Consider the following 6,648-nt stretch of genomic DNA (forward strand, 5'->3'; position numbering starts at 1 on the left):
TTAGATACCTAATGTATTCTTAACATATTCAGGCATCTTATCAGCATCTGTTACATTATTAAATCTAACTTCTAGATTCTTTAGTTCAGCAATTGGCTTTGGTACTTCAGCACCTGTAATCTTATTAAGTTCATCAACCATTGTGAACTCATCATCACAGATAGCTTCAGGAGCTACTGCTTCAAGTACAGAATGAGAGAACTTATATGGACTTGCAGTAGAAGCAATAACAACAGGTGTTTTATCTCCTGTCTTTTCTACATACTGGTTATATACATTAATAGCAACTGATGTATGAGTATCGCATAGATACTTTTCTTCATCAAATAGTTCCTTAATTGTAGCCTTTGTGTTTGTATCGTCACAGAAACCACCAAAGAACTTAGAAGTAATTTCTTTCTTAACTTCATCAGTTACTTCATACTTACCTTCAGTCTTAAGCTGATTCATCCACTTTGCAACCAGTTCATCATTATTACCTGAGAACTTGTAAAGTAGTCTTTCAAGGTTACTTGAAACAAGAATATCCATTGATGGAGAAGCAGTTGCGTAGAACTGTCTGTTCTTGTCGTAAACACCTGTATTGATAAAATCAGTAAGAACATTATTTTGGTTAGATGCACAAATAAACTTGTTAACAGGCATACCCATACAATATGCATAGTAAGCAGCTAGAATGTTACCAAAGTTACCTGTTGGAACAACAATGTTGATTTTGTCACCCATATTAATTTTCTTACTGTTTACTAAATCACAATAAGCAGAAATATAGTAAACAATTTGAGGAAGTAATCTACCCCAGTTGATTGAGTTAGCTGAACTGAATAGCATATCATTCTTATGTAGAAGTTCAACAATCTCATCAGTAGTGAAAATCTTTTTAACACCTGTCTGAGCATCATCAAAGTTACCCTTGATTGCACAAACATTTACATTACTACCCTTCTGGGTGTTCATCTGACGCTTCTGCATTGGAGAAACACCGTCTTCAGGATAGAATACAATCATTTTAGTGTGGTCAACATCCTTGAAACCTTCAAGAGCAGCCTTACCTGTATCACCTGATGTAGCAACAAGAATAACAGCAGTTTTTCCATCATAAGTTTTCTTTAATGACTTAGTTAGGAAATGTGGAAGAATCTGAAGTGCCATATCCTTAAATGCACATGTTGGACCATGCCATAGTTCCATAATGTTGATTTCGTTACCGTTGTATTTCTTAGCAACTAGAGGAGCAGGACATTCTGAACCAAACTTCTCAACTGTATATGCCTTGTCAACACAATCAGCAATTTCTTCTTCTGTGAAATCTGTTAGAAAATCAGAGAACACAATCTTTGCTCTTTCGTTATATGAAAGACCTAGTAAAGATTTGAAAGTTTCTTCTGTGTACTTAGGTAATTCCTGAGGTACAAAAAGACCACCGTCTTTACTGATACCCTGGGCAATAGCCTGAGCAGCAGAAACAACTTCTTTATTATTTTCAGTACTGTTATATAACATTTTTATCTTCCTTTCAGTACATATTTCCGATTTTACATTCTACACTATATTGTGCTAAATGTCAAAGTTTATCGTAAAATTTCATGCCATTTTCAAAAAAAATCTTGTTAACAACTGATTTTTTGAAATTATTTTCTATAAAAGAATTATACAGCTTGTTAAAATCACTTGACGAAGAAAAACCATCAACAAGGTCTGAACCATCCATATCCGTACCGATACATAGGTTATCTTCACCACCAAGACTTAGAAAATGGTATGCATGATTAAGAATATCTTTTATACTGTAATTGTCACTATCACTTAAAAAATATTTATGAAAGTTAAGTCCTACAACACCGTTTTTGCTTTTAATATATTCAAATTGTTCATCTGTAATATTCCTTTTGTTACTACAAATTTTTCTTGAATTTGAATGTGTAGCAAGTATATATTTTGGATTACTTGATGCTATATCATAGAATAAATTGTCACTTGTATGAGATACATCAATAGCAATACTATTCTTAATATATTCATCAATCACCTTTTTGCCGAAAGTAGTAGCACCTTTTGGTTTATCAGCAAGAACACCATCACCGATACAGTTACTTTCGTTCCAAGTTAGTGTAGCAACTTTTACACCATACTTTTTTAGGAATTCTATATTTTCAATATTATTTTCTAAAATTGAAGAATTTTCTACAGTTAGGTGCAATGACTTATTTGCATTTATATCATTAAAAGGAACTTTAAGTCTTTTACATTCTGAAATAAGTTTTTCTGCACTTGCAATAAAATACTCTATAAGAGGTTTATCCCTAAACTGTAACGGTAATTCATTTCTATCATCAGGTGTCCATACTGCCATACATTGATGCCATTTATGCTCTTTCATTAAATCGGAAATTTTAAATTCATAAATATCGGCATCAAGCAGTAAATCATTCATCATACTTTTATATAAGGTATCACAATGAAAATCAAAAACTTCCATAACTACCTCCTTGCATAAATGCATTTTTTATATGATTAATACTTACAACCTTTTTAGAATTATGGATAACTTCTATTATATCAAATCTTATGTTCTTATTTGTTGGATATTCTTTAAGATATACATAAGCAGTTTTCATCAGCTTATTTTGTTTTTGCTTTGTAACTGCTAATACAGGTGCATAGAGAGAATTTTCTTTTCTTGTTTTTACTTCAACAAAAACAATATAATTCTTATTTCCTGCTACAATATCAATTTCACCATACTTAGTGTTGTAGTTTTTTGCAACGATTTTATATCCATTTTTCTTTAGATATTTTCTAGATGCTTTCTCTCCAATGTCACCGATTTGTCTTTTCTCAGTTATTTGCATTTTTATAAATTTTCTTTAAAAAGCTTTTTCTGTGAATTTCACAAGGTCCATACTTTAAAATCATTTCTCTATGTAACTTTGTGCCATATCCTTTATGTTTAGCAAAACCATATTCGGGATACAATTCATCATACTTTAAACAAAGTCTGTCTCTGGCTACTTTTGCTAGGATTGAGGCAGCAGCAATTGACATAGAATTTGCATCACCTTTTACAATACATTCTGCCGGAATATTAAGTGGTGGAAGTCTATTGCCGTCTATCATAGCATAATCAGCCTTAACATCAAGGCCTTCAACTGCCCTTTGCATTGCAAGCATAGTAGCATTAAGAATATTAAGTTCTTCAATTTCTTCAACTGTAGCAAAAGCTATTGAATAAGAAACACATTCATCAATAATTACATCAAAAAGTTTTTCTCTCTTTTTTTCTGTAAGTTTCTTAGAGTCATTGACACCATCAATAATATGACCTTTAGGCAGAATTACTGCTGCTGCACAAACAGGTCCGGCTAATGGTCCTCTACCTGCTTCATCAACTCCACAAATATTTGTATAGCCATTTTCTAAGGCTTCATTTTCATATTTTAGCCATTCCATAATTAATTCTCCGGTAATTCAAATGTGTATTTACCAAGTTTAGCACTTCTATATTCATCAAGTAGCATAATAGCAGCTCTTTCAGTATCAATTTCGCCACCGGAAATCAGCATACCTCTTTTTCTGCCGATAAGTTCAAGAAGTTCATAACTTTCAATATCTTCAATCGGTTCATTTTGTAGTTTAAATCTTTCTACAAATATTGGATTTTTCTCAACCTTTAGGAAATCCAATAATCTCATAGCTAAAAGTTCAGTATCCATAATTTGGTCTTTAACTGCACCTGTAAAAGCCAGTCTTTCGCCAACAATTTTGTCTTCAAACTTTGGCCACAATACCCCCGGAGTATCTAGAACTTCAAAGCCTTTGTTAATAGTAAACCACTGATTACCTCTTGTTACACCCGGTTTATCCTCAGCCTTAGCTTTTCTGTTCTTAGAAATTCTATTGATGAAAGTTGATTTACCGACATTAGGGATACCAACAATCATAACTCTAACTGTAGGATTTAAAAGTCCTTTTGCCTTTTGCTTTTCAATCTTTTCCTTAAGAACCTCATTAACAGAAGATACAAACTTGTTGATACCTCTACCTGTTTTGCAATCAATTGGAATAGCTACAATGCCGTTATTTTTAAAATAATTAATCCACTTTTGGGTAGATGATGGGTCTGCCATATCACACTTGTTCATCAAAACAACTCTAGGCTTATTTTGAATAATTGAATCAAGGTCAGGGTTACGGCTACTTACCGGTATTCTTGCATCAATAATTTCAGCAACAGCATCAACTAGTTTAAGTGATGTTTGAATTTGTCTTTTAGTTTTGGTCATATGACCCGGAAACCATTGTATATTTTGCATTTCACTCATATATATCATTCCTTATAAATTTTATAGCAATACAAAATTAGTATATCATAAAATTTTTATAATTACAAATGAGAAAAGAGAACTATAAAATTATAGTCCTCTACTTATCTTCTTCATTATTATCTTTTTCAGTTTTAGTATCTTTATTTTCTTTACCGGCTTTACCTACATTATAGACTATATAAATAATAAGTACAACACCTAAAGTTACTAATACACCCATAACAAATAGTGATTTTGGTTCACTATTATCTGTATAGGCATTATCCATGGGAGAAGTTGTTGATGCACTTTCTTTACTGTCACCACCAACATAGTTAACCTTTGGAACTTTTACAGAATCAGCCTTTCCATTTACAGAATTGTTTGAGCCATAGGTTTTGCTACTTGTGCTATTACTTCTACCGGAACTCTTGCTACTATTGCTTTTAATTCTTTTAGAAGTGATTTTATTTTCATCAATTTTCATTTCAGCACCATAAACTGAACCTATTGACAATTTATTGCCATTATTATCTACAGGATCAGAAATAGCTAAACCAAAATCAGTTATACAGGTATCAACTGACTTAAATTTAAAGGAAATAATCTTTGCTTTACCGTTAAACTTATATCCATAAGCACAAAGTACAATAGCATTTACTTTGCCGTTAGAATTCTTTTTCTTAACATCAAATGCTTTATCAGGTGAATCTACTTTTCTAAATTCTACAGACTCAGAATCATAAGTAATTGACACACTAAATGCAGATAAATTAGCATTACCGTTAACAATTAAGTCTACATTGAAAAGTCTGTTTTTATATACAGAATCACAAGACAAAGAAAAGTCAATTTTAGAACTTGCATTTGTATTGAGCGTTGTAATGGGTACAATCAGCAACAACAAAGACGTTAGTAAAAATATTGAAAATATTTTCTTGTACTTATATATTTTCATAAAATCAAATCTCTCTAAATGATTTATATACTACAGTAATTATACAAGTTGTAGAAAGATTAGTCAAGAAATATGAAGTTCTATGTTAAATAGAAAATCCCATATCAGTTAGCATTGCTTTATCTTCGTCAATATTATTTCCGGAAGTAGTTAGCATATCGCCGGTAATAGTAGCATTAACACCGGAAGTAAATGCTTTTTCACCGGAATTACTCATTAAAGTTCTACCTGCTGCAAGTCTGATATATGCAGTAGGATTAATAAATCTAAACATTGCAACAGTACGCAAGATTTCTTCCTCAGTAAGTGTTGGTAAATCTTCGTAACAAGTACCCTTAATAGGAATAAGTGAATTAAGAGGAATTGACTCAACATCAAGTTCAGCTAAAGTAAGAGCCATATCAATTCTATCTTCAAAGGTTTCACCCATTCCGATAATACCACCTGAACATACAGTTAAACCAACTTTATGAGCAGTTTTGATACCATTGATTTTATCATCAAAAGTGTGAGTTGTGCATACATTAGGGAAGTTTCTTCTGGATGTTTCAATATTTTCATGATACATACTTACACCACTGCCTTTTAACTTCTTAAAAGTTTCTTCAGTTACAAGACCATGAGATGCACAAAGACAAATATCATATTTATCATGCATTTCTTTATAGGCTTTACAAGCTTTTACCAAATCTTCACCCTCGAGAGTTCTACCTGCTGTAACAATAGAATATCTATGTACGCCTTTGTTGTAGTGATATTCACAGTCCTTAACAATTTCTTCAGGTTCAAGGAATTTGTATCTTTCAACACTTGTGTGATGATGGGCACTTTGTGCACAGAACTTGCAGTTCTCACTACAACCACCACTACGACCATTGATGATAGAACATAGGTCTATATGATTACCACATAGCTTTTCTCTGATTTCATCAGCACCACTGCATAGTTCATCTAAATCTACGGTCTTGAAAAATGAAAGGTCATCCTCCCTAGTTAATCTCTTGCCATTTATAATATCATTAGATAACTTCTTAATATCCATTATTGTCAACCTCTTTTCTATAAGAGATTATAATTGATATTTTATGCAATGTCAACCTATATTATAATTATTGTTAACATTATTAATTAAATAAATCTGTAAATAAACTAATAAACTTTTGGAAAAAAGTTTGTTCTTCTTTAGTTTTCTTATCTTCTTTTACTTCCTCTTTCTTGATTTCAGAAGTTTTAATTACAAACTGTACTGAACTAACATTAGTATTCTTACTTGAAGTAAATGAATACACCTCCATATTTCCACCTTGGAAGTAAATATCCACCGGCTTAGCCGGTGGCTTTTCTTTTAACGCCTTAAAGGCTATGTTACTAGCTTCGTCTAAAGAC

General features: G+C 32.0%; 7 protein-coding genes and 1 pseudogene. All 8 read right to left on the reverse strand.

The features are described from left to right. Nucleotides 1-1,503, reverse strand: coding sequence for a threonine synthase (thrC, locus tag WMO18_RS07700; RefSeq protein WP_211148302.1), 1,503 nt, complete (start codon nucleotides 1,501-1,503; stop codon nucleotides 1-3). Between the two features lie 61 nt (nucleotides 1,504-1,564). Continuing rightward, nucleotides 1,565-2,479 carry a dipeptidase gene (locus WMO18_RS07705; RefSeq protein WP_329979074.1) on the reverse strand — a complete coding sequence of 305 codons (915 nt, stop codon included), beginning with the start codon at nucleotides 2,477-2,479 and terminating at the stop codon, nucleotides 1,565-1,567. After that, nucleotides 2,466-2,852 (reverse strand): YraN family protein, encoded by a 387-nt coding sequence (locus WMO18_RS07710; protein WP_367286512.1) that lies wholly within the window; start codon nucleotides 2,850-2,852, stop codon nucleotides 2,466-2,468. Before WMO18_RS07710 ends, WMO18_RS07705 begins: the two co-directional genes overlap by 14 nt. After that, nucleotides 2,839-3,450 carry a ribonuclease HII gene (gene rnhB / locus WMO18_RS07715; protein ID WP_211148497.1) on the reverse strand — a complete coding sequence of 204 codons (612 nt, stop codon included), beginning with the start codon at nucleotides 3,448-3,450 and terminating at the stop codon, nucleotides 2,839-2,841. The genes WMO18_RS07710 and rnhB overlap by 14 nt, the downstream gene beginning before the upstream one ends. A 2-nt stretch (nucleotides 3,451-3,452) precedes the next feature. Continuing rightward, nucleotides 3,453-4,322, reverse strand: a complete 870-nt coding sequence (gene ylqF, locus WMO18_RS07720; protein WP_211148496.1) for a ribosome biogenesis GTPase YlqF — start codon at nucleotides 4,320-4,322, stop codon at nucleotides 3,453-3,455. A gap of 100 nt (nucleotides 4,323-4,422) precedes the next feature. Further along, a complete protein-coding gene (locus tag WMO18_RS07725) occupies nucleotides 4,423-5,262 on the reverse strand; it encodes a hypothetical protein (RefSeq protein WP_211148495.1) in 840 nt (279 codons plus the stop codon). A gap of 85 nt (nucleotides 5,263-5,347) precedes the next feature. Next, nucleotides 5,348-6,298: a biotin synthase BioB gene (bioB, locus tag WMO18_RS07730; RefSeq protein ID WP_211148499.1), complete on the reverse strand. Its 951-nt coding sequence runs from the start codon at nucleotides 6,296-6,298 to the stop codon at nucleotides 5,348-5,350. An 88-nt stretch (nucleotides 6,299-6,386) separates the two neighbouring features. Further along, nucleotides 6,387-6,648: pseudogene (locus WMO18_RS07735) on the reverse strand (hypothetical protein); the annotation flags it as partial.

The organism is Ruminococcoides intestinihominis (assembly GCF_040096285.1).
Lineage (GTDB): Bacteria > Bacillota > Clostridia > Oscillospirales > Acutalibacteraceae > Ruminococcoides > Ruminococcoides intestinihominis.

Bases quoted from the DNA above. Each gene is read 5' to 3' on its own strand.
- ylqF (WP_211148496.1), bottom strand. From the start codon at position 4,322: ATGAGTGAAATGCAAAATATACAATGGTTTCCGGGTCATATGACCAAA.
- WMO18_RS07710 (WP_367286512.1), bottom strand. From the start codon at position 2,852: ATGCAAATAACTGAGAAAAGACAAATCGGTGACATTGGAGAGAAAGCA.
- WMO18_RS07725 (WP_211148495.1), bottom strand. From the start codon at position 5,262: ATGAAAATATATAAGTACAAGAAAATATTTTCAATATTTTTACTAACG.
- thrC (WP_211148302.1), bottom strand. From the start codon at position 1,503: ATGTTATATAACAGTACTGAAAATAATAAAGAAGTTGTTTCTGCTGCT.
- WMO18_RS07705 (WP_329979074.1), bottom strand. From the start codon at position 2,479: ATGGAAGTTTTTGATTTTCATTGTGATACCTTATATAAAAGTATGATG.
- rnhB (WP_211148497.1), bottom strand. From the start codon at position 3,450: ATGGAATGGCTAAAATATGAAAATGAAGCCTTAGAAAATGGCTATACA.